We start from the raw sequence: 21,246 nt of genomic DNA, 5'->3' as shown, positions 1-21,246 counted from the left end.
CTCATGCTGTTAAATGCGTTGGCGGGTCTTGGACACCGTGGCCTAAAAACCATCAGTACGTTCGGGCGTGCCGGATTAATGTTGTTCAACGCGCTGGTCGGCAAACCGGAGTTCCGCAAGCATGCGCCGTTATTGGTACGGCAGCTTTATAACGTCGGCGTGCTGTCGATGCTTATCATCATCGTGTCGGGTCTGTTTATTGGCATGGTGCTGGGGTTGCAGGGGTATCTGGTGCTGACAACCTACAGCGCGGAAACCAGCCTTGGCATGCTGGTGGCGCTCTCGCTGCTGCGTGAACTCGGGCCGGTGGTTGCCGCGCTGCTGTTCGCCGGGCGTGCCGGGTCAGCGTTGACGGCGGAAATTGGCCTGATGCGCGCCACCGAGCAGCTCTCCAGTATGGAGATGATGGCAGTCGATCCGCTGCGCCGGGTAATCTCGCCGCGCTTCTGGGCCGGGGTTATCTCCTTGCCGTTACTGACTATCCTCTTTGTGGCGGTAGGTATCTGGGGAGGCGCGCTGGTTGGCGTTAACTGGAAAGGCATTGATGCCGGATTCTTCTGGTCTGCCATGCAGGACGCCATCGATCTGCGGATGGATCTGGTGAACTGTCTGATCAAGAGCGTGGTTTTCGCTGTGACGGTTACCTGGATTGCGTTGTTTAATGGTTACGATGCCATTCCGACGTCGGCGGGCATTAGCCGTGCAACGACGCGTACTGTCGTACATTCGTCGCTGGCCGTTTTAGGTCTGGATTTTGTGCTCACCGCACTGATGTTTGGGAATTGAGTTCATGCAAACGAGAAAAAATGAAATTTGGGTTGGCGTGTTTCTGCTTCTGGCGCTGCTGGCCGCGCTGTTCATCTGCCTGCGAGCGGCGGACATCACCTCTGTTCGCGCCGAGCCGACGTATCGTGTCTACGCGACTTTCGATAACATCGGCGGCCTGAAAGCGCGCTCACCGGTGCGTATTGGTGGCGTCGTTATCGGACGTGTCGCTGACATTACGCTTGATGAGAAAACCTATCTGCCGCGCGTCGCGATGGATATCGAAGAGCGCTATAACCACATTCCGGACACCAGCTCGCTTTCTATCCGCACCTCTGGCCTGCTGGGGGAGCAATATCTGGCCCTTAACGTTGGTTTTGAAGATCCTGAGCTGGGAACGACTATCCTTAAAGACGGTAGCGTAATCCAAGATACCAAGTCAGCGATGGTGCTGGAAGATATGATTGGTCAGTTCCTTTACAACAGTAAAGGGGATGATAAAAAGTCTGACGATGCCCCTGCGCAGAGTGAAGACCACACCAACGTCGAACCGACGCCAGGCGCGACGAATTAATTTCAGGAGAAGTCATTCATGTTTAAACGACTGTTAATGGTTGCCATGCTGGTCATTGCCCCTCTTACCGCGGCGCACGCTGCGGATCAGAGTAACCCGTACAAACTGATGGATGAGGCCGCGAAGAAAACCTTCGACCGTCTTAAAAACGAACAGCCAAAAATCCGTTCTAACCCTGATTATCTGCGTGATGTGGTGGATCAGGAACTGCTGCCGTATGTGCAGATCAAGTATGCGGGCGCACTGGTGCTGGGCCGTTACTACAAAGACGCGACCCCTGCACAGCGCGAGGCTTACTTTGCAGCGTTCCGTGAATACCTGAAACAGGCTTACGGCCAGGCGCTGGCGATGTACCACGGGCAGACCTATCAGATTGCCCCTGAACAGCCGCTGGGCGATGCCACTATCATTCCTATTCGCGTGACGATTATCGATCCAAACGGTCGTCCACCGGTTCGTCTGGACTTCCAGTGGCGTAAAAACAGCCAGACCGGAAACTGGCAGGCGTACGACATGATCGCTGAAGGCGTCAGCATGATCACCACTAAACAGAACGAGTGGAGCGATCTGCTGCGCACTAAAGGCATCGATGGCCTGACGGCTCAGCTTCAGTCCATCTCTCGTCAGAAAATTACCCTGGACGAGAAGAAGTAATGTCACAGCAGCTTAGCTGGGCGCGTGACGGCGAGACGTTGACGCTGACGGGAGAGCTGGATCAGGATCTGCTTAACCCGCTGTGGGACGCTCGCCATAACGCGATGCAGGGCGTGACGCTGATTGATCTCCATGGCGTTACGCGGGTAGATACCGCCGGTATCGCCCTGCTGGCGTACCTGGTGGCCACGGGCAAAAAGCAGGGGAGCAGCGTTACCCTGACGGGGGTAAGCGATAACGTGATTACCCTTGCACAGCTTTACAATTTGCCCGAAGACGTATTACCTCGCTAATTTTTTCAGTACGTTACTTCTGAAAGCCCCGACAGTTTACGCGTCGGGGCTTTTTGCTTGTTTAAGACCGCGCCACTTTGCTCTAAGATGTTGAGCTTGTTTTCACTATCAGATGATGTAGACCCCATGGAAAATAATGAAATCCAGACTGTGCTGATGAATGCACTCTCCCTTCAGGAAGCCCACGTCTCTGGCGATGGCAGTCACTTCCAGGTTATTGCTGTGGGTGAGATGTTCGACGGAATGAGTCGCGTGAAGAAACAGCAGGCTGTGTACGCGCCGCTGATGGAATACATTGCGGATAACCGCATCCACGCCCTGTCGATTAAAGCGTTCACCCCACAGGAGTGGGCACGCGATCGCAAACTAAACGGTTTTTGAGCTGAGGGCGGAACGCCCGCAGCACGGTTGAATTTATAAGAGAGCAAACGATGGATAAATTTCGTGTACAGGGACCCACGCGTCTCCAGGGCGAAGTCACAATTTCTGGCGCTAAAAACGCCGCGCTGCCCATTCTTTTCGCTGCGCTGCTCGCAGAAGAGCCGGTAGAGATCCAGAACGTACCGAAGCTGAAAGATATCGACACGACCATGAAGTTGCTCGGCCAGTTGGGCACCAAAGTGGAGCGTAACGGTTCCGTCTGGATCGATGCCAGCAACGTGAACAACTTCTCAGCGCCGTATGAGCTGGTGAAAACCATGCGTGCTTCCATCTGGGCGCTTGGTCCGCTGGTGGCGCGTTTCGGTCAGGGACAGGTTTCACTGCCGGGCGGATGCGCTATCGGCGCGCGTCCCGTTGACCTGCATATCTTCGGCCTGGAAAAACTCGGCGCGGAGATCAAGCTGGAAGAGGGTTACGTTAAAGCGTCCGTCAATGGTCGTCTGAAAGGCGCGCACATTGTCATGGACAAAGTGAGCGTGGGCGCAACAGTCACCATCATGTCGGCTGCTACGCTGGCAGAAGGCACTACCATCATCGAAAACGCCGCCCGTGAGCCGGAGATCGTGGATACCGCGAACTTCCTGGTCGCGCTGGGGGCGAAGATCAGCGGGCAGGGCACAGACCGTATCACCATCGAAGGCGTTGAACGTCTGGGTGGCGGTGTGTATCGCGTACTGCCAGACCGTATCGAAACCGGTACTTTCCTGGTGGCCGCGGCCATTTCTGGCGGTAAGATTGTCTGCCGTAACGCCCAGCCAGATACCCTGGATGCGGTGCTGGCGAAACTGCGCGATGCGGGTGCGGATATCGAAATCGGTGAAGACTGGATCAGCCTCGATATGCACGGGCAGCGTCCTAAAGCCGTTAACGTGCGTACTGCGCCACATCCGGCATTCCCGACGGATATGCAGGCACAGTTCACGCTGTTGAACCTGGTGGCCGAAGGCACGGGCTTCATCACGGAAACTATCTTCGAAAACCGTTTCATGCACGTACCGGAACTGATCCGTATGGGTGCGCATGCTGAGATTGAAAGCAACACGGTAATTTGCCACGGCGTTGAAAAACTGTCCGGTGCGCAGGTGATGGCGACCGATCTGCGCGCGTCTGCGAGCCTCGTATTGGCAGGTTGTATTGCGGAAGGGACTACCGTTGTCGATCGTATCTACCACATCGATCGTGGTTACGAGCGTATTGAGGACAAACTGCGCGCGCTGGGTGCAAATATCGAGCGTGTGAAGGGCGAGTAATCGTTCCGGCACCCCCCTGCCATAACAGGCCGGGGGATTGCTGTTCCTGTCAATCCTGGTGCATCAGTCCTGATGTGCTTTCTTCGTTTTGCCCTGGCGCATCATGCGCGTTCTGTCGATAAATTCATGGGTAATAGGATCGTGGTAGCGTGACGGCCATATCACCCACGGATGCGTATCCAGCGCCGTCGCGATAATCAGTTCCCCCTTCGGCCATGGGCGGGTCAGGGCGTTTGCCAGCGTCGACGAGCTTAGCCCATGACGACGTGATTCGGCAGCCAGCGATGTTCCTTTTTTACGCAGTGCCGCAATAATGTCAGCAGAATGCCAGTCGATGAATTTTGTATCCATAATGCTGTCCTTGTGTTCGTTATCGTCCACGTCGTTTCGTGTGAAAAGACAGCATTACTATACTCACTTCGAACATGTGTTCTAAAAAGTTCATGTTACGAGAAGCAATATTCAGAATAAGGCACGGCTTTATACATGCGGCCTGTAACCCGATGGGCTTACGCGGAAATGTAATTTATTGGTGTGTACTGGAATCTCCCTGCGTGGGCGCAGGGAGATGAGGAGGGGATTATCGATCGCGCTGGACGGCGATGTGCGCGAGGCCGATTAGCGCATCACGCCATGGGCTGTCGGGAATGACCTGAATGGCGGCGATGGCTTTGTCCGCTTCTTCTTCAGCGCGCTGACGCGTCCATTCCAGGGAGCCGCAGATAGCCATTGTTTCCAGTACCGGTTCCAGAAGATGGCGTCCATTTCCCTGCTCGATAGCCTCCCGGATCATTTTCGCCTGCTCTGGTGTGCCATTGCGCATCGCGTGGAGCAGCGGCAGCGTTGGCTTGCCTTCGTTCAGGTCATCGCCGACGTTTTTACCGAGCGTTTCGCCATCCGCGCTGTAGTCCAGCAAATCATCAATCAGCTGGAACGCGGTGCCGAGATAACGGCCATAGTCCTGAAGGCCCTTTTCCTGAGCTTCGCTACAGCCTGCCAGAATGCCGGAGCATTGCGCGGCGGCTTCGAACAGACGTGCGGTCTTGCTGTAAATCACCCGCATATAGTTTTCTTCGGTGATGTCCGGGTCGTTGACGTTCATCAGCTGTAGGACTTCACCTTCAGCGATAACGTTCACGGCTTCTGACATCACTTCCAGCACCTTCAGCGAGCCAAGGCTGGTCATCATCTGGAAGGCGCGGGTATAGATAAAATCGCCTACCAGAACGCTTGCCGCATTACCAAACGCGGCGTTGGCGGTGGCTTTTCCACGACGCATGTCTGATTCATCCACAACATCGTCGTGAAGCAGGGTGGCGGTGTGGATAAATTCGATCAGCGCCGCGATCGTGACGTGGGCATTTCCCTGATAGCCAACCGCGCGTGCGGCCAGAATGGCAATCATCGGACGAATACGTTTACCGCCGCCGCTGACGATGTAATAGCCCAACTGATTGATCAGCTGAACGTCAGAGTTGAGTTGCTCCAGGATTGCTGCATTCACACCCGCCATATCTTGCGCGGTTAACTCATTGATTTTTTCTAAATTCATCGCAAAAGCCGGGCTTTTTATCCTGTTTATCCCACACGAGATGGGTACACAAAGGGTTTCGGTTTATAAATAGTATTGCTGATTGTACTGAAAAAACGGCTCAGATAAACGTTACCGTACGTGTTGTGTTTTTTTTCTTCATGTATTGATGGTAGCACTTGTCAAAGGCTCGCGTTTTGCGTAATATTCGCGCCCTATTGTGAATATTTATAGCGCACTCTGAATCATACGAGGATGTGCGCGGAAGCGGAGTTTATATGTACGCGGTTTTCCAAAGTGGTGGTAAACAACACCGAGTAAGCGAAGGTCAGACCGTTCGCCTGGAAAAGCTGGACATCGCAACTGGCGAATCTGTTGAGTTCGCTGAAGTTCTGATGATCGCAAACGGTGAAGAAGTCAAAATCGGCGTTCCTTTCGTTGATGGCGGCGTTATCAAAGCTGAAGTTGTTGCTCACGGTCGTGGCGAGAAAGTTAAAATCGTTAAGTTTCGTCGTCGTAAACACTATCGTAAGCAGCAGGGCCACCGTCAGTGGTTCACTGATGTGAAAATTACTGGCATCAGCGCCTAAGACCTGAGGAGAGATTTAAATGGCACATAAAAAGGCTGGCGGCTCCACACGTAACGGTCGCGATTCAGAAGCTAAACGCCTGGGCGTTAAGCGTTTCGGTGGCGAATCCGTTCTGGCGGGTAGCATCATCGTTCGTCAGCGTGGCACCAAGTTCCACGCGGGTACCAACGTAGGTTGCGGTCGTGACCACACTCTGTTTGCTAAAGCAGACGGTAAAGTGAAATTTGAAGTTAAAGGCCCGAACAACCGTAAATACATCAGCATCGTTGCTGAGTAAGGTTTTCTCGGTCCGGTAACGGATTAAAGCCCCGCAACGTGTTGCGGGGCTTTTTACATTGGAAACCCGGAAAATTTTCTGTAGGGAAAACGGGCATGAAGCAGCAGGCCGGCATGGGTATTCTTTTGGCGCTCACTACCGCAATGTGCTGGGGTGCGCTGCCAATTGCAATGAAGCAGGTACTGGAAGTCATGGAGCCACCGACGGTGGTGTTTTATCGCTTCCTGATGGCAAGCATAGGCCTGGGCGCCATTCTGGCCGTCAAAGGTAAGCTGCCACCGCTGCGCATCTTCCGAAAACCGCGTTGGCTGGTGTTACTGGCTATCGCGACGGGCGGTCTGTTCGGTAACTTCATTCTGTTCAGCTCTTCCCTGCAATATCTTAGCCCTACAGCGTCGCAGGTGATTGGTCAGCTTTCACCGGTCGGCATGATGGTCGCCAGCGTATTCATCCTCAAGGAGAAGATGCGCGGCACGCAGATCATCGGGGCAAGCATGCTGCTTTGCGGGCTGGTGATGTTCTTTAACACCAGCCTGATTGAGATTTTTACCCGCCTGACGGATTACACCTGGGGTGTCATTTTTGGGGTGGGTGCAGCAACGGTCTGGGTGAGTTATGGCGTCGCGCAAAAGGTGTTATTGCGCCGTCTTGCCTCACAGCAGATCCTCTTTTTGCTGTACACTTTGTGTACACTGGCATTATTGCCTTTAGCGAAGCCGGGTGTAATTACCCAGCTCAGCGACTGGCAACTGGCGTGCCTCATTTTTTGTGGGCTGAATACGCTGGTCGGTTATGGCGCTCTGGCTGAAGCCATGGCGCGCTGGCAGGCAGCACAGGTGAGCGCCTTAATCACGCTTACCCCGCTGTTTACGCTGTTATTTTCAGATTTGTTATCAATGGCCTGGCCCGATGTCTTCGTCAAGCCGATGCTCAACCTGTTGGGTTATCTCGGTGCGTTTGTCGTGGTTGCGGGCGCGATGTATTCCGCCATTGGTCATCGTCTTTGGGGGCGTTGGCGCAAAAATGAAGCGGTTGTAATAGTCCCCCGCTCAGGCGAATGAGTTACGGAGAGTAAAATGAAGTTTGTTGATGAAGCGACGATTCTGGTCGTGGCAGGTGATGGCGGTAACGGTTGTGTAAGCTTCCGCCGTGAAAAATATATTCCTCGTGGCGGTCCTGACGGCGGTGACGGTGGGGACGGTGGCGACGTGTGGCTGGAGGCGGATGAAAACCTCAACACGCTGATCGACTACCGTTTCGAAAAATCTTTCCGCGCCGAGCGTGGCCAGAACGGCCAGAGCCGCGACTGTACCGGTAAACGCGGTAAAGACGTGACGATCAAAGTGCCGGTGGGTACGCGTGTCATCGATCAGGGCACGGGCGAAACCATGGGTGATATGACCAAACACGGTCAGCGCCTGATGGTGGCGAAAGGCGGCTGGCATGGTCTGGGTAACAGCCGTTTCAAATCTTCCGTTAACCGTACCCCGCGTCAGAAAACCATGGGTACCCCGGGTGATAAGCGCGACCTGCAACTGGAACTGATGCTGCTGGCGGATGTGGGGATGCTGGGTATGCCAAACGCCGGTAAATCGACGTTTATCCGTGCGGTCTCTGCGGCGAAACCCAAAGTAGCGGATTATCCGTTTACGACGCTGGTGCCGAGCCTGGGCGTTGTCCGTATGGATAACGAGAAGAGCTTTGTGGTCGCTGACATCCCGGGTCTGATTGAAGGGGCAGCAGAAGGCGCCGGTCTGGGTATTCGCTTCCTGAAGCACCTTGAGCGTTGTCGCGTACTGTTGCACCTCATCGACATCGATCCAATCGACGGTTCCGATCCGGTTGAAAACGCCCGTATCATTATTGGCGAGCTGGAGAAATACAGTGAAAAACTGGCGCAAAAACCGCGCTGGCTGGTATTTAACAAGATCGACCTGATGGATAAAGCGGAAGCTGAAGCGAAAGCTAAAGCGATTGCCGAAGCGATGGGTTGGGAAGATAAGTACTATCTGATCTCTGCCGCCAGCCAGGTTGGCGTGAAAGATCTCTGCTGGGATGTGATGACCTTTATCATCGAGAATCCGGTTGTTCAGGCAGAAGAGGCGAAACAGCCTGAAAAAGTCGAATTCATGTGGGATGACTACCACCGCCAGCAGCTCGAAGAGCTGGAAGCGGAAGAAGATGATGAAGACTGGGACGATGACTGGGATGAAGACGACGAAGAAGGCGTCGAGTTCATCTACAAGCACTAACCCCTGTATAAAGCCCCTTAACGGGGCTTTTTTTTATCCTATTTTCGCCGGTAACCAACAGCTGGCGATGAGGCCGCCCTCAGCGCCGTTCTCCAGCGTTAAATGGCCATGATGGAGCTGTACGATACGCTGTACGATGCTCAGCCCAAGGCCGCTGCCGCCGTAGCGCTGGTCGAGACGTCGGAAAGGTTCGGTGATCGACTGGCGGTGCGCCTCATCAATACCCGGCCCCTGATCGGTAACGCTCACCCGGGTACCGCCCTCCGTCGCTGTTAATGCCACTTCAATGGTTGTGCCTGCCGGGCTGTAGCGGGCGGCATTCTCCAGAAGGTTCCTTAGCATCAGACGTAACAGGACGGCGTCCCCCTGTACCGTCAGCGCGCTGTGGGCCGGCCATATTACCGTATGCTCTTTGGCTTCATGCTCCAGGCTGAGCGGAGCAATGATCGTCTCCGTCCAGTTCACGGTATCGTAATGGCCGCTGGCCATCGCCTGCCCGGCACGCGCCAGCATCAGCAGCTGTTCCACCGTGTGCATCAGCTGATCGATACGGCTTATCAGTGGCGTGGCCTGCGGGGAACCGGACTGAGCCATCAGTTCCAGATGGAGCCTGATCCCCGCAAGCGGCGTACGTAACTCGTGTGCCGCATCGGCGGTAAACAGGCGTTCCTGTTGAATAGTGTGGTCCAGCCGGGCGAGGAGTTGATTGAGCGAGGTGGTCACAGCGCCTATCTCTTCCATATCGGAATACATCGGCAGGGGAGTCAGATTATCCGCCGAACGGTTCGCAAGGCTGGCGCGAAGTTTGTTGAGTGGTCGGGTGATCCAGGTGACGGCCCAAAATGAGAAGAGCAGGGTAAAACCGACCATCACCAGAGAAGGGACCAGCAGGGAGGCAATGGCTTCGCGGATCTCTTTTTCGACATGGTTGTTGCGCGCTTTGGCGGACAACGTTTCGTTCACCAGAAAACCGATCTGCTCGCGGCTCTCATGCCACAGCCAGACTACGCTAATGAGTTGAAAAAATAGCAGAATAACCGCCAGCAACACCATTAATCGCCGGCGCATACTGTTCATTTCTGGCTCTCCAGACGGTAACCCACGCCGCGTACGGTTTTGATGCGATCTTTACCGAGCTTGCGCCGCAGATTATGAATGTGAACTTCAAGCGTGTTTGATCCTGGATCGTCCTGCCAGGAGTAGATGTCCTGTTGCAGCGTTTCACGGTGCACGGTCTGCCCGCTGCGCATGATCAGGCGCGTCAGCAGAGCGAACTCTTTTGGCGTCACTTCCACAGGCTGAGACTGGCGCAACACCTGCTGAGTTTGCAGATTGAGGGTGATATCTCCGTCCGTCAGCAGGTTGTCGCTGTGGCCCTGATAGCGGCGGATCAACGCCCGTACGCGAGCCTGTAGCTCGGCAAGGGCGAAGGGTTTTACCAGATAATCGTCAGCGCCAGAATCCAGCCCGTTAATTCTGTCTTCAATGGCATCGCGGGCGGTGAGAATCAAGACGGGATTCTCAACCCCGCGACGACGCCACTGGCAGAGCAGCGTCGCGCCGTCTTTATCCGGCAGCCCTAAATCCAGGATCACGAGGCTGTATTCACCGCTCTGGATCAGGGCATCTGCTTCAGCGGCCGTGGTGGCACAATCCAGGGCGTAGCCTTCATTCCCCAGCGCCAGCGCTAACCCTTCCTGCAATAACAGATCGTCTTCAACTATCAGTAGTTTCATCGCTAGTTATTCTGGTAGATGTCCTTATAGAGCCTGCTTTCGAAACGCACCAGTGGAATACGGCGATTGCGCTGGTCAGCCGGTTCGACGGCATAGCCGGAAAGATACTGCACAAATGCCATGCGTTGTCCGCTGGCGGTAGTGATAAAACCGGCAAGGTTGTAAACGCCTTGCAGGGAACCCGTTTTGGCTGACACTTTGCCATCCACGCCCGCAGCGTGAAGGCCCGCGCGGTACTGAAGAGAGCCGTCGTGTCCGGCAAGCGGCAGCATCGTAATAAAGTTTAGCTCAGCGTCATGCTGAGCAATGTACTGCAACACCTGCATCATGGTGGCCGGCGAGATCAGGTTATGACGCGATAAACCGGAACCATCAACGGCGATCGTATTGCCCAGATCGATACCCGCCTGCTGGCGCAGGATCTGACGTACGGCATCAGAACCGGCCCGCCAGGTGCCCGGCACACCAAATCGCGCGTGCCCAATCATGCGGAACACCGTGTCGGCAATCATGTTATCCGACTTTTTCAGCATAATCTTAAGCAAATCATGCAGTGGCGCGGACTGTTTGCTGGCGATCACCGTGCCTGGCTCATTCACCTGCGTCTGGCGCAGCAGCGTTCCGGTGTAGGTTATGCCCGCCTGCTTCAGTTCATCTTTAAAAATGGCACCGGCATAGCCCGCGCCATCCTGAATGGCGAAGGCCAGCGGGAGGGGATCGGACCGCTGGGTCAGGCAGCCGGTGAGCGTATAGCGATTGAGATCGCCCGGTACCACGTCCAGCTCGCAATACTGCGCCTCCGGGGAGCCTTTCGCCAGCGTCCGCACCTGGCTGAACATCGTGACCGGGTAGTATGAGGCCACGCGGATAAAAGCTAAGTCATTTGGTTTTGGCGCGCTGTAAAGCGATACGGAGAAGCAGTTACGGTCAACGATGGCGGCGGCTGGCGGGGCGCTAAAGCACTGCGTCATGTCGTTCCACGGCCAGCCAGGCGCTTTATCGTGGCTGGCGAAAATGGAGGTGTCGATCAGCACGTTGCCATCAATTTTTGTTACGCCGGATTTTTTCAGTACCGCCACCATATTGCGGACATCCTGGCGCTTAAAGGTGGGATCGCCACCAAAACGGGCGATAAGATCGCCTTTCAGTTCGCCACCCTCAACGTTACCTCTGGTTTCAAGGGTGGTAGTAAAACGGAAGTCAGGCCCGAGCTGGAGCAGGGCGGCGAGGGCAGTGATCACCTTCTGGGTACTGGCAGGCAGCGCCATCTGTTGACTGTGATAGTCAATCTCGGGAGCCTGCGCGCCAACCTTCTGCACCATCAGGGCAAGGTTCGCGCCGGCGGGCAGTTGATTAATGTACTCATCAACATTCGCGGCCTGAACGGTGAACGTTATACTGGTAGTCAATCCGATGATAAAACTGGAAAATCGCATAATCTCGCGCTAACAACCCGAAAACAAACCGTCATACTACGGTGCATGGCACTGTAAAGTAAACGATGACCCATAGTGAACTTCGCGGTAAAATACGTATCAAATTGAAAAATTGCTGCTGACCTGGGGCGTTGCTCCCGGGTCGGTTTTCTTTTTGCTTCTGGCCTGTTCAGGTGGGCTGGAGCAGGGAACACTGCTCCCAACAGGAATGTTTAAGAGGTATAACAAATGCAAGCTATTCCGATGACCTTACGTGGTGCCGAAAAACTGCGCGAAGAGCTGGATTTTCTCAAATCCGTGCGTCGCCCTGAAATCATCGCCGCTATCGCGGAAGCGCGTGAGCATGGCGACCTGAAAGAGAATGCTGAATACCACGCGGCGCGTGAGCAGCAGGGTTTCTGTGAGGGGCGCATTAAAGATATCGAGGCGAAACTGTCTAACGCGCAGGTTATCGATATCACCAAAATGCCAAATAATGGCCGTGTGATCTTCGGCTCTACCGTCAGCGTCCTGAATCTGGACAACGACGAAGAGCAGACCTATCGCATCGTGGGTGATGATGAAGCGGACTTCAAACAGAACCTGATTTCGGTGAACTCGCCGATTGCTCGTGGCCTGATTGGCAAAGAGCAGGACGATGTGGTCACCATCCGCACCCCTGGTGGTGAAGTGGAATACGAAATTATTAAGGTTGAATACCTGTAATTCGCTTCGCTACTAAGATGTTGATACATTGTAAAGAAAAGAAAAAGGCCGCATAGCGGCCTTTTATCAACTCAAGGAGCATGGCATTTTGCTCGCCTGCTGAAAGAAATCCCTCGTTTCACACAGAAAATGTGTTCGATTCAGGATATCCTTAACGTGGCAGCGAGATTTTGCGCTCTTTAGATGGGCGATAGAGCACCAGCGTTTTACCGATGACCTGTACATTACAGGCGCCGGTTTCGCGCACGATGGCTTCCACGATCAGGTTTTTAGTGTCTCTGTCTTCAGAGGCGATTTTCACCTTGATCAGCTCGTGGTGTTCCAGCGCTTGTTCAATCTCGGCAAGCACCCCTTCGGTCAAACCATTGTTGCCAAGCATCACTACAGGCTTGAGCGGATGTGCCAGACCTTTAAGGTGCTGTTTTTGTTTAGTACTCAGATTCATCGTATATTTTTGCTTACGTTGGGATTGAAAACGGTTCATTCTACCGCCATCTCCCTAATATCGCCAAATAGCTGCGTAGAAATTTACGTCACAGGCAAGCAACGATGAACCAGGACGGAAATGTTAAATGACAGGTAAAAAGCGTTCTGCCAGCTCCAGCCGCTGGCTTCAGGAACACTTTAGCGATAAATATGTTCAACAGGCGCAGAAAAAGGGGTTGCGTTCCCGCGCCTGGTTTAAACTTGATGAAATACAGCAAAGTGACAAACTTTTTAAACCGGGAATGACGGTGGTCGACCTCGGTGCGGCACCTGGCGGATGGTCCCAGTATGCGGTTACGCAGATCGGCGGAACGGGCCGAATCATCGCATGCGATCTTTTACCAATGGATCCCATCGTCGGTGTCGACTTCCTTCAGGGCGACTTTCGTGATGAATTAGTGCTTAAAGCACTACTTGATCGTGTAGGTGACAGTAAGGTCCAGGTTGTCATGTCGGATATGGCGCCAAATATGTGTGGAACACCGGCGGTGGATATCCCCCGCGCCATGTATCTGGTGGAACTAGCGTTAGAAATGTGTCGTGATGTACTAGCGCCTGGTGGTAGTTTTGTTGTGAAGGTGTTTCAGGGCGAAGGTTTCGAGGAGTATCTTAAGGAAATTCGCTCCCTGTTTGCGAAGGTCAAAGTTCGTAAGCCGGACTCTTCCCGGGCCCGTTCCCGTGAAGTGTATATTGTAGCGACCGGGCGAAAATGATAACCGGTAGATTTCAGGCGAAAGTTTGAATGAAACTGGATATAGAGTATCCTGACGCTGTTTTTAACACAGTTGTAATATGAGGTTAATCCCTTGAGTGACATGGCGAAAAACCTAATACTCTGGCTGGTCATTGCCGTTGTGCTGATGTCAGTATTCCAGAGCTTTGGGCCCAGCGAGTCGAATGGCCGCAAGGTGGATTATTCTACCTTCCTGCAAGAGGTCAATCAGGACCAGGTTCGCGAAGCGCGTATCAACGGACGTGAGATCAACGTTACCAAGAAAGATAGTAACCGTTACACGACTTACATCCCGGTGAACGATCCTAAGCTGCTTGATAACCTTCTGACCAAAAACGTCAAAGTGGTAGGCGAGCCGCCGGAAGAACCAAGCCTGCTGGCTTCTATCTTCATTTCCTGGTTCCCGATGCTGCTTCTTATCGGCGTCTGGATCTTCTTTATGCGCCAGATGCAGGGCGGTGGTGGCAAAGGTGCCATGTCGTTCGGTAAGAGCAAGGCGCGTATGCTGACGGAAGACCAGATCAAGACCACGTTTGCTGACGTAGCAGGTTGTGACGAAGCAAAAGAAGAGGTGGGTGAACTGGTTGAATACCTGCGCGAGCCGAGCCGTTTCCAAAAACTGGGCGGTAAGATCCCGAAAGGCGTCCTGATGGTCGGCCCTCCGGGTACCGGTAAAACCCTGCTGGCAAAAGCCATCGCGGGTGAAGCGAAGGTGCCGTTCTTTACTATTTCAGGTTCTGACTTCGTTGAAATGTTCGTGGGTGTCGGTGCATCTCGTGTGCGTGACATGTTCGAGCAGGCTAAGAAGGCAGCACCGTGCATCATCTTCATCGATGAAATCGACGCCGTAGGCCGCCAGCGTGGCGCAGGCCTGGGTGGTGGTCACGATGAACGTGAGCAGACGCTGAACCAGATGCTGGTTGAGATGGACGGCTTCGAAGGTAACGAAGGTATCATCGTTATCGCGGCAACTAACCGTCCAGACGTACTCGACCCTGCGCTGCTGCGTCCAGGCCGTTTTGACCGTCAGGTTGTGGTCGGTCTGCCGGATGTTCGCGGTCGTGAACAGATTCTGAAAGTGCATATGCGACGCGTACCGCTGGCGCCAGATATCGACGCGGCAATCATCGCGCGTGGTACTCCAGGCTTCTCCGGTGCGGATCTGGCTAACCTGGTCAACGAAGCAGCACTGTTTGCCGCTCGCGGTAACAAGCGCGTGGTGTCCATGGTGGAATTCGAGAAAGCGAAAGACAAAATCATGATGGGTGCGGAACGTCGCTCCATGGTGATGACGGAAGCGCAGAAAGAGTCCACGGCATATCACGAAGCGGGCCACGCGATTATCGGTCGTCTGGTGCCGGAACACGATCCCGTACACAAGGTGACGATTATTCCGCGCGGTCGTGCGCTGGGTGTGACCTTCTTCCTGCCTGAAGGCGACGCGATCAGCGCCAGCCGTCAGAAGCTGGAAAGCCAGATTTCAACCCTGTACGGCGGTCGTCTGGCTGAAGAGATTATCTACGGTGCGGAACATGTTTCCACCGGTGCGTCGAACGATATTAAAGTGGCGACAAACCTGGCGCGTAACATGGTGACTCAGTGGGGCTTCTCCGACAAACTCGGTCCGCTGCTGTATGCAGAGGAAGAGGGCGAAGTATTCCTAGGCCGCTCTGTGGCAAAAGCGAAACATATGTCCGATGAAACGGCACGTATCATCGACCAGGAAGTGAAAGCGCTGATTGAACGTAACTACGCTCGCGCCCGTCAGATCCTGAACGACAATATGGACATCCTGCATTCGATGAAAGATGCGCTCATGAAATATGAGACCATCGATGCACCGCAGATTGACGACCTGATGGCGCGCCGCGAAGTGCGTCCGCCGGCAGGCTGGGAAGACCCAGGCGCGTCTAACAATTCTGACAACAATGGCACCCCGCGTGCGCCGCGTCCGGTCGATGAACCGCGTACGCCAAACCCGGGCAACACCATGTCAGAGCAGTTGGGCGACAAGTAAGTCACTGCTGTTGAAGCGTTTGTCTGTATCTCAAACCCTGGAGCTTGCTCCGGGGTTTTTCTTATCTGTTTAACCACATTAACCCCAGGGACTTCACCATGAAACTATTCGCCCAGGACTCGCATCTCGACCTTTCACATCCCCATGTGATGGGGATCCTGAATGTCACGCCTGATTCCTTCTCTGACGGCGGCACGCATAATTCGCTTATCGACGCGGTTAAACACGCGAATTTAATGATTAACGCGGGTGCCACCATCATTGACGTTGGAGGGGAGTCAACGCGGCCTGGCGCGGCGGAGGTTTCGGTGGAAGAAGAGCTGGCGCGCGTGGTGCCGGTGGTGGAGGCTATCGCCCGGCGCTTTGAAGTGTGGATCTCCGTTGATACCTCCAAACCCGAAGTGATCCGTGAAGTGGCGAGAGTGGGCGCTCACATTATCAATGATATCCGCTCGCTGACCGAGCCGGGCGCGATTGAAGCCGCCGCAGAAACCGGGCTACCGGTGTGTCTGATGCATATGCAGGGTCAGCCTAAGACAATGCAGGAGGCGCCAAAATATGAAGATGTGTTTGCCGACGTCACCCGCTTCTTTATTGAGCATATCGAACGCTGTGAACGTGCGGGTATCGCAAAAGAGAAATTGCTGCTCGACCCGGGCTTCGGTTTCGGTAAAAATCTCTCACACAATTACGCGTTGCTTGCGCGCTTATCAGAGTTTCATCAGTTCGGCCTGCCACTGCTGGTGGGAATGTCGAGAAAATCGATGATTGGTCAGTTGTTGAATGTCGGGCCGAGCGAACGTCTGAGCGGCAGTCTGGCCTGCGCGGTGATTGCCGCGATGCAAGGTGCACACATCATTCGCGTCCATGACGTAAAAGAAACAGTAGAAGCCATGCGTGTGGTGGAAGCCACACTGGCAGCGAAGGAAAACAAACGCTATGAGTAATCGTAAATATTTTGGTACCGATGGCATCCGTGGGCGCGTAGGCGATGCGCCAATTACCCCTGACTTTGTCCTGAAGCTGGGCTGGGCAGCGGGGAAAGTGCTGGCGCGTCATGGCTCCCGTAAGATCATTATTGGGAAAGATACCCGTATTTCGGGTTATATGCTGGAGTCCGCGCTGGAAGCCGGGCTGGCGGCGGCGGGGCTTTCAGCTTCCTTTACGGGGCCAATGCCGACCCCTGCTGTTGCCTATCTGACCCGCACCTTCCGTGCGGAAGCGGGCATCGTCATTTCAGCTTCCCATAATCCGTTCTATGACAACGGTATCAAATTCTTCTCCATCGACGGCACCAAACTGCCGGATGACGTGGAAGAGGCGATTGAAGCGGAAATGGAAAAAGAGATCACCTGTGTTGACTCCGCTGAGCTGGGTAAAGCAAACCGTATTGTCGATGCCGCAGGCCGCTACATTGAATTCTGCAAAGGCACTTTCCCGAATGAGCTGAGCCTGGCACACCTCAAAATTGTGGTGGACTGTGCCAACGGTGCGACTTACCACATTGCGCCGAATGTGTTCCGCGAGCTGGGTGCCAAAGTGATCACTATCGGCTGCGAGCCGGATGGTCTGAACATCAACGAAGAAGTCGGCGCGACAGACGTGCGTGCCTTGCAGGCGCGTGTGCTGGCTGAAAAGGCCGATCTGGGTATTGCCCTGGATGGCGATGGTGACCGTGTGATCATGGTTGACCACGAAGGTAACAAGGTCGATGGCGATCAGATCCTCTACATCATTGCGCGTGAAGGCCTGCGTCAGGGGCAGCTGCGCGGTGGCGCGGTCGGTACGCTTATGAGCAATATGGGCCTGGAACTGGCGTTGAAACAGCTGGGCATCCCGTTTGTCCGTGCGAAAGTGGGTGACCGCTACGTGTTGGAAAAACTTCAGGAGAAAGGCTGGCGTATTGGCGCGGAAAACTCCGGCCACGTGATCCTGCTTGATAAAACCACCACCGGTGACGGTATTGTGGCGGCGCTTCAGGTTGTTGCCGCGATGGCGCGTAACCATATGAGCCTGCACGATCTGTGCAGCGGCATGAAAATGTTCCCGCAGATTCTGGTTAATGTGCGTTTCACTGCGGGTAAAGGCGAACCGCTGGAAAATGACAACGTGAAAGCGGTAATGGCTGACGTTGAAGCGGCGCTGGGCAGCCGTGGACGCGTGCTGCTGCGTAAGTCCGGTACCGAACCACTGATCCGCGTGATGGTGGAAGGCGAAGACGAAGCGCAGGTCACCGAATTTGCGCACCGTATTGCGGATGCCGTAAAAGCTGCATAATCTTGCATGCTAAATGTTTAAAAAGGCGGCGTTTGCCGCCTTTGTTTTAAGCAATTAATGGCTTTTTGCTGTTTTTTTCCGCAGTTGATACAATGCGTCGAAAATGCCCTTGCGAAGGCCATTCGCTTTGGTTAGTATTCACACCCGCTTCAGTGGGAAACAAAATCCTGCTAATTGGTCGAAGCATTGGTATGCGGCAAATCCGCAAGGAACAGGTTGATTATGTACGAAGCTCTTTTAGTTATTTTCCTTATTGTAGCCATCGCTCTCGTAGCGCTGATTATGCTACAGCAAGGTAAAGGCGCTGATATGGGAGCCTCCTTCGGAGCAGGCGCTTCCGGTACGCTGTTCGGTTCAAGTGGTTCTGCGAACTTCATGACCCGTACGACGGCGATTCTGGCTACGCTGTTCTTCATCATCAGTCTGGTGCTGGGCAATATCAACAGCAACAAGACCAGTAAAGGAAGCGAGTGGGAAAATCTGAGCGCGCCAGCAAAAACTGAGCAAACTCAGCCAGCTGCACCGGCTAAGCCAACCAGCGATATCCCGCAGTAAGTATTCCGTACCGAGGTGGTGGAATTGGTAGACACGCTACCTTGAGGTGGTAGTGCCCTAACGGGCTTGTGGGTTCGAGTCCCATCCTCGGTACCAATATTCCAGAAGAAAGACGTCGCAAGACGTCTTTTTTTTCGTCTGTACATTCTGTGTATCCGATCTTTTGTAGGGCGGGTAAGCGCAGCGCCACCCGCCGTTTTGCCCGGTGGCGCTGCGCTTACCGGGCCTACGAAGACCACAAAAAAGGCGCCCAATGGGCGCCTTTTGCATGACTTGCTGTCGATTATTTCTTATCGCTGTGTTCCAGGTTCTCAACCTGAGGGAGGCCATTACCGGAACTGGCGGAGAGCAGGCCATTCTCAACATAGTTGAACAGCTTCTCACGGGTATCGGTGATGTCCAGGTTACGCATGGTCAGCTGACCAATACGATCGTCCGGAGAGAACACTGACTCACCTTTCTCCATGGTCAGACGCTCTGCTTTATAGGTCAGGTTGTCAGACACGGTATTGAGGATGGAGTAATCATTGCCGCGACGCAGTTCCAGCGTCACTTCGCCGGTGATTGCGCTTGCCACCCAACGTTGCAGGGCGTCACGCAGCATCAGCGCCTGTGGATCAAACCAGCGACCCTGATACAGCAGTTTGCCCAGCTGACGGCCATGAGAGTGATACTGCTCGATGGTGTCTTCGTTGTGAATACCGGTCAGCAGACGTTCGTAAGCGATGTGCAGCAGCGCCATCCCCGGCGCTTCGTAAATGCCACGGCTTTTCGCTTCAATGATACGGTTTTCGATCTGATCGCTCATACCCAGACCGTGACGACCGCCGATGCGGTTTGCTTCCAGCATCAGTTCAACATCGTCGGAGAAGGTTTTACCGTTCAGGGCAACCGGATGACCACGTTCGAAACGCACGGTCACTTCTTCCGCCGGGATCTTCACGTTCTCATCCCAGAACTTCACGCCCATGATCGGGTTAACAATTTTTACGCTGGAGTTCAGGAATTCCAGGTCTTTCGCTTCGTGCGTCGCACCCAGCATGTTGGAGTCGGTTGAGTAGGCTTTCTCAACGGACATCTTGTAGTCAAAGCCGCAGGCAATCATAAACTCAGACATTTCATGACGGCCACCCAGCTCGTCGATGAAGTCGGTATCCAGCCACGGTTTGTAGATCTGCAACTCGGCGTTGGTCAGCAGGCCATAACGATAGAAACGTTCAATATCGTTGCCTTTATAGGTGCTACCGTCCCCCCAGATGTTCACGCCATCTTCTTTCATGGCGGCAACCAGCATAGTGCCGGTGACGGCACGACCCAGCGGGGTGGTATTGAAATAGGTCAGGCCGCCGGTCGTATTATGGAAAGCACCGCATTGGATCGCGGCAATCCCTTCGGCAACCAGCTGCTTACGGCAGTCGATCAGACGTGCGTTCTCTGCGCCATATTCCATGGCACGACGAGGGATCGCGTCATAATCTTCCTCGTCCGGCTGACCCAGGTTCGCAGTATATGCATAAGGAACCGCTCCCTTCTGGCGCATCCACAGCAGTGCAGCGCTGGTATCCAGGCCGCCAGAAAAAGCGATGCCAATACGTTGTCCTACCGGGAGATGCTTGAGAATCGTCGTCATATAATAAAACCCTGCTTGATTGACTGATTAGAGACCGCTTTCGCTCTCGATGCATGTTTATGCAAAATAAGTGAGTATTCATTTAATCATCTTTTATCGACGACCGAAAGAGACGTGTGCGTTTTTTGTAAAAATTTCCCTTTTATTGCCCTGCCTGAAGTTGGGTTGACAGGTGGGGTCAACTATCAATATACTGAACGCCGATTTTACGTCCCGTCTTCGGTACCAAATCCCAGCATTATTTGCAAATTCTGTCCAAAACGCGTAGAATTTGCCACGTTTCAGGCGCGGGGTGGAGCAGCCTGGTAGCTCGTCGGGCTCATAACCCGAAGGTCGTCGGTTCAAATCCGGCCCCCGCAACCACTTTCCTATAAAGTTCTTTTTCAAATATACTGTGAAGACTTAGAGCCTTCGTAGCTGGATTTGAAAAAATGCTTTCGGAGAGTGCTCCAGGCCACAGTTGTGGCTATAGGGTTCAGTTATCTAAAGCCCCGATTTATCGGGGTTTTTTGTTATCTGACTACAGAATAACTGGGCTTTACGCCCTTTTTTTATGTCTTGGGGGTGGGCTTGTCCACATTAGAGCAAAAATTAACAGAGATGATTACTGCGCCGGTCGAAGCACTGGGCTACGAACTGGTCGGCATCGAATTCGTTCGCGGCCGTACATCCACACTGCGCATCTATATTGATAGTGAAGATGGCATCAATGTTGATGATTGTGCTGATGTCAGCCACCAGGTGAGTGCGGTTCTTGATGTTGAAGATCCGATTACCGTTGCGTACAACCTGGAAGTTTCCTCACCTGGCCTCGATCGTCCGATGTTCACGGCCGAGCACTACGTGCGCTTTACCGGTGAAGAAGTGGCTCTCGTTCTGCGTATGGCCGTACAGAACCGCCGTAAATGGCAGGGAATTATCAAAGCCGTTGATGGTGAAATGATCACGGTGACAGTCGAAGGCAAAGATGAAGTGTTCGCGCTGAGTAATATCCAGAAGGCGAACCTGGTTCCCCACTTTTAACAGTCTGGATTGAGGTGAAAA

General features: G+C 53.9%; 24 protein-coding genes and 2 tRNA genes. 19 read left to right on the top strand and 7 right to left on the bottom strand.

The features are described 5' to 3' along the window. The first annotated feature begins 3 nt into the window (after nucleotides 1–3). The 6 genes from mlaE (at nucleotide 4) to murA (ending at nucleotide 3,977) form a co-directional block, all read left to right on the top strand. Complete coding sequence (mlaE, locus tag L463_RS21325; protein ID WP_003861848.1) at nucleotides 4–786, top strand: lipid asymmetry maintenance ABC transporter permease subunit MlaE; 783 nt, start codon at nucleotides 4–6, stop codon at nucleotides 784–786. Between the two features lie 4 nt (nucleotides 787–790). Further along, nucleotides 791–1,339, top strand: coding sequence for an outer membrane lipid asymmetry maintenance protein MlaD (gene mlaD / locus L463_RS21330; protein WP_006812131.1), 549 nt, complete (start codon nucleotides 791–793; stop codon nucleotides 1,337–1,339). Nucleotides 1,340–1,357: 18 nt separating this feature from the next. After that, nucleotides 1,358–1,993 carry a phospholipid-binding protein MlaC gene (mlaC, locus tag L463_RS21335; protein ID WP_006812130.1) on the top strand — a complete coding sequence of 212 codons (636 nt, stop codon included), beginning with the start codon at nucleotides 1,358–1,360 and terminating at the stop codon, nucleotides 1,991–1,993. Then, complete coding sequence (mlaB, locus tag L463_RS21340) at nucleotides 1,993–2,286, top strand: lipid asymmetry maintenance protein MlaB (RefSeq protein WP_023295497.1); 294 nt, start codon at nucleotides 1,993–1,995, stop codon at nucleotides 2,284–2,286. The genes mlaC and mlaB overlap by 1 nt, the downstream gene beginning before the upstream one ends. 126 nt (nucleotides 2,287–2,412) lie before the next feature. Beyond that, entirely contained in the window at nucleotides 2,413–2,667 is a 255-nt protein-coding gene (gene ibaG / locus L463_RS21345; RefSeq protein WP_003861840.1) for a BolA family iron metabolism protein IbaG, read from the top strand. Nucleotides 2,668–2,717: 50 nt separating this feature from the next. After that, nucleotides 2,718–3,977 (top strand): UDP-N-acetylglucosamine 1-carboxyvinyltransferase, encoded by a 1,260-nt coding sequence (gene murA, locus L463_RS21350; RefSeq protein ID WP_006812128.1) that lies wholly within the window; start codon nucleotides 2,718–2,720, stop codon nucleotides 3,975–3,977. 63 nt (nucleotides 3,978–4,040) lie between these two features. Here the strand turns inward: murA and sfsB are convergent, their stop codons facing one another. Both sfsB and ispB read right to left on the bottom strand, forming a co-directional pair. Continuing rightward, nucleotides 4,041–4,328, bottom strand: coding sequence for a DNA-binding transcriptional regulator SfsB (gene sfsB / locus L463_RS21355; protein ID WP_020480545.1), 288 nt, complete (start codon nucleotides 4,326–4,328; stop codon nucleotides 4,041–4,043). Between the two features lie 229 nt (nucleotides 4,329–4,557). Continuing rightward, nucleotides 4,558–5,529, bottom strand: a complete 972-nt coding sequence (gene ispB, locus L463_RS21360; protein ID WP_006812126.1) for an octaprenyl diphosphate synthase — start codon at nucleotides 5,527–5,529, stop codon at nucleotides 4,558–4,560. A 257-nt stretch (nucleotides 5,530–5,786) separates the two neighbouring features. Between ispB and rplU the strand changes: the two genes are divergently transcribed. The 4 genes from rplU (at nucleotide 5,787) to cgtA (ending at nucleotide 8,627) form a co-directional block, all read left to right on the top strand. Next, the gene (rplU, locus tag L463_RS21365; RefSeq protein WP_003025032.1) at nucleotides 5,787–6,098 is read left to right on the top strand and encodes a 50S ribosomal protein L21; all 312 of its coding nucleotides are present in this window, start codon (nucleotides 5,787–5,789) and stop codon (nucleotides 6,096–6,098) included. A gap of 19 nt (nucleotides 6,099–6,117) precedes the next feature. Then, on the top strand, nucleotides 6,118–6,375 hold the full coding sequence (gene rpmA / locus L463_RS21370; RefSeq protein WP_003861831.1) for a 50S ribosomal protein L27: 258 nt from the start codon (nucleotides 6,118–6,120) through the stop codon (nucleotides 6,373–6,375). Between the two features lie 95 nt (nucleotides 6,376–6,470). Further along, complete coding sequence (locus L463_RS21375) at nucleotides 6,471–7,436, top strand: DMT family transporter (protein ID WP_015571979.1); 966 nt, start codon at nucleotides 6,471–6,473, stop codon at nucleotides 7,434–7,436. Nucleotides 7,437–7,451: 15 nt separating this feature from the next. Continuing rightward, nucleotides 7,452–8,627 (top strand): Obg family GTPase CgtA, encoded by a 1,176-nt coding sequence (gene cgtA / locus L463_RS21380; protein WP_003861823.1) that lies wholly within the window; start codon nucleotides 7,452–7,454, stop codon nucleotides 8,625–8,627. Between the two features lie 33 nt (nucleotides 8,628–8,660). On the opposite strand, the gene pmrB is transcribed toward cgtA, so the two are convergent. From pmrB to dacB, 3 genes are read right to left on the bottom strand one after another with little or no spacing between them, the layout of a single operon-like run. Further along, nucleotides 8,661–9,704, bottom strand: a complete 1,044-nt coding sequence (pmrB, locus tag L463_RS21385) for a two-component system sensor histidine kinase PmrB (RefSeq protein ID WP_017382733.1) — start codon at nucleotides 9,702–9,704, stop codon at nucleotides 8,661–8,663. Continuing rightward, a complete protein-coding gene (gene pmrA, locus L463_RS21390; RefSeq protein ID WP_015571977.1) occupies nucleotides 9,701–10,363 on the bottom strand; it encodes a two-component system response regulator PmrA in 663 nt (220 codons plus the stop codon). The genes pmrB and pmrA overlap by 4 nt, the downstream gene beginning before the upstream one ends. Nucleotides 10,364–10,365: 2 nt before the next feature. After that, nucleotides 10,366–11,799 (bottom strand): serine-type D-Ala-D-Ala carboxypeptidase, encoded by a 1,434-nt coding sequence (gene dacB / locus L463_RS21395; protein ID WP_015571976.1) that lies wholly within the window; start codon nucleotides 11,797–11,799, stop codon nucleotides 10,366–10,368. Between the two features lie 228 nt (nucleotides 11,800–12,027). On the opposite strand from dacB, the gene greA reads away from it, so the two are divergent. Then, a complete protein-coding gene (gene greA, locus L463_RS21400) occupies nucleotides 12,028–12,504 on the top strand; it encodes a transcription elongation factor GreA (protein ID WP_006812122.1) in 477 nt (158 codons plus the stop codon). 151 nt (nucleotides 12,505–12,655) lie between these two features. Here the strand turns inward: greA and yhbY are convergent, their stop codons facing one another. Next, complete coding sequence (gene yhbY, locus L463_RS21405; RefSeq protein WP_003861814.1) at nucleotides 12,656–12,949, bottom strand: ribosome assembly RNA-binding protein YhbY; 294 nt, start codon at nucleotides 12,947–12,949, stop codon at nucleotides 12,656–12,658. 127 nt (nucleotides 12,950–13,076) lie between these two features. On the opposite strand from yhbY, the gene rlmE reads away from it, so the two are divergent. From rlmE to L463_RS21435, 6 genes are all read left to right on the top strand, one after another. After that, the gene (gene rlmE, locus L463_RS21410; protein WP_003861812.1) at nucleotides 13,077–13,703 is read left to right on the top strand and encodes a 23S rRNA (uridine(2552)-2'-O)-methyltransferase RlmE; all 627 of its coding nucleotides are present in this window, start codon (nucleotides 13,077–13,079) and stop codon (nucleotides 13,701–13,703) included. A gap of 102 nt (nucleotides 13,704–13,805) precedes the next feature. Continuing rightward, complete coding sequence (ftsH, locus tag L463_RS21415) at nucleotides 13,806–15,740, top strand: ATP-dependent zinc metalloprotease FtsH (RefSeq protein WP_003861810.1); 1,935 nt, start codon at nucleotides 13,806–13,808, stop codon at nucleotides 15,738–15,740. 98 nt (nucleotides 15,741–15,838) lie between these two features. Continuing rightward, entirely contained in the window at nucleotides 15,839–16,687 is an 849-nt protein-coding gene (folP, locus tag L463_RS21420; RefSeq protein ID WP_003861807.1) for a dihydropteroate synthase, read from the top strand. Continuing rightward, on the top strand, nucleotides 16,680–18,017 hold the full coding sequence (glmM, locus tag L463_RS21425) for a phosphoglucosamine mutase (RefSeq protein ID WP_032673062.1): 1,338 nt from the start codon (nucleotides 16,680–16,682) through the stop codon (nucleotides 18,015–18,017). Before folP ends, glmM begins: the two co-directional genes overlap by 8 nt. A 222-nt stretch (nucleotides 18,018–18,239) precedes the next feature. After that, complete coding sequence (gene secG / locus L463_RS21430) at nucleotides 18,240–18,572, top strand: preprotein translocase subunit SecG (protein ID WP_003861803.1); 333 nt, start codon at nucleotides 18,240–18,242, stop codon at nucleotides 18,570–18,572. A gap of 9 nt (nucleotides 18,573–18,581) precedes the next feature. After that, nucleotides 18,582–18,668 (top strand) — tRNA-Leu (locus tag L463_RS21435). A gap of 187 nt (nucleotides 18,669–18,855) precedes the next feature. Here the strand turns inward: L463_RS21435 and argG are convergent. Next, a complete protein-coding gene (gene argG / locus L463_RS21440; RefSeq protein ID WP_015571974.1) occupies nucleotides 18,856–20,202 on the bottom strand; it encodes an argininosuccinate synthase in 1,347 nt (448 codons plus the stop codon). 286 nt (nucleotides 20,203–20,488) lie between these two features. On the opposite strand from argG, the gene L463_RS21445 reads away from it, so the two are divergent. Together L463_RS21445 and rimP are read left to right on the top strand one after the other, a co-directional pair. Then, nucleotides 20,489–20,565 (top strand) — tRNA-Met (locus L463_RS21445). Nucleotides 20,566–20,772: 207 nt separating this feature from the next. Beyond that, nucleotides 20,773–21,225, top strand: a complete 453-nt coding sequence (gene rimP / locus L463_RS21450) for a ribosome maturation factor RimP (RefSeq protein ID WP_014833432.1) — start codon at nucleotides 20,773–20,775, stop codon at nucleotides 21,223–21,225. The last annotated feature ends 21 nt before the right edge of the window (nucleotides 21,226–21,246 follow it).

It is taken from the genome of Enterobacter sp. BIDMC 27, from assembly GCF_000534415.1.
Classification (GTDB): domain Bacteria; phylum Pseudomonadota; class Gammaproteobacteria; order Enterobacterales; family Enterobacteriaceae; genus Enterobacter; species Enterobacter hormaechei_C.
Note: the sequence above shows the minus strand (reverse complement) of the source record. Positions and strands in the feature narration are given on the sequence as shown.